Origin of the sequence: Arcobacter sp. CECT 8989 (genome assembly GCF_004116715.1) — a bacterium.
Classification (GTDB): Bacteria; Campylobacterota; Campylobacteria; order Campylobacterales; family Arcobacteraceae; genus Halarcobacter.
The window spans coordinates 1-978 of sequence record NZ_PDKE01000035.1; the positions used below are offsets into that span (position 1 = coordinate 1).

Annotated in this window: 2 protein-coding genes; both read right to left on the reverse strand. The window is 51.4% G+C overall.

Annotated elements, in window-relative coordinates; translation table 11 throughout:
* Window positions 1–462 (reverse strand): tail fiber assembly protein (locus CRV02_RS14265; protein WP_129090899.1); only part of this gene is annotated, 462 nt, incomplete at its 3' end.
* The gene (locus CRV02_RS15095) at window positions 462–794 is read right to left on the reverse strand and encodes a hypothetical protein (RefSeq protein ID WP_258239325.1); all 333 of its coding nucleotides are present in this window, start codon (window positions 792–794) and stop codon (window positions 462–464) included. The genes CRV02_RS14265 and CRV02_RS15095, both read right to left, overlap by 1 nt.
* Between the last annotated feature and the right edge of the window lie 184 nt (window positions 795–978).

The window sequence follows — 978 nt, forward strand, 5'->3', positions numbered from 1 at the left end:
TTCCAGATCTGCAGCATCCTGAAGCGGCGCAATATGCTCACTGGCTACCTGCATCAGGCTTTTTTTTGTTTCTTCCGCCTCCCGGATCCGGAACAGTTTTTCTGCTTCCGTATCCTTCACCCAGGCTGTGCCGTTCCACTTCTGATATTCCCCTCCCGGCGATAACCAGGTAAAATTTTCCGGTAACGGACCGAGTTCAGAAATAAATAACGCGTCGCCGGAAGCCACGTCATAGACGGTTTTACCCCGATGGTCTTCAACGAGATGCCACGATGCCTCATCACTGTTGAAAACAGCCACAAAGCCAGCCGGAATATCTGGCGGTGCAATATCGGTACTGTTTGCAGGCAGACCGGTATGAGGCGGAATATATGCGTCACCTTCACCAATAAATTCATTAGTTCCGGCCAGCAGATTATAAATTTTTATGGTCCGTGGTTGTTCACTCATTCTGAATGCCATTATGCAAGCCTCACAATATAGTTAAATGCAATGTTTTTGACGGTGTTTTCCGCGTTACCCGCAGCGTTAACGGTGATGGTGTGTCCGTGTGAACCAATACTGAAAGAATGGGCATGAGCACCGATAACAACCGGATGCTGGTGCGCACCAATACCAACTGTATGCGCATGTGCACCGGCACTCACGGCTGTACCGGACAATGAGTGACTGTGGCTGCCCTGACTGTCCGTTTTCGATAAATAAGCAATACCCTGTGTGCTGGTTCCTTTAACTGTGGATAAACTTCCTGTAATGGTTGCTGTTCCATACTGACGCCAGCCAGAACTGTTCATCATTAAACCACTTGAGTGGGCATGAGCACCCGCGGCCCCTGTTGAACCGCTCAGACTGTGAGCATGAGCCCCCGGGTTCGTCGTCGCATTGGGGCGGTAAGCGAACCTGCCGGTTGTTTTGGTCCGGTAATCACACGACGTGGAGGGGTCCGGCCGCTAATCCGTGCCGGAGGCACTGACACCG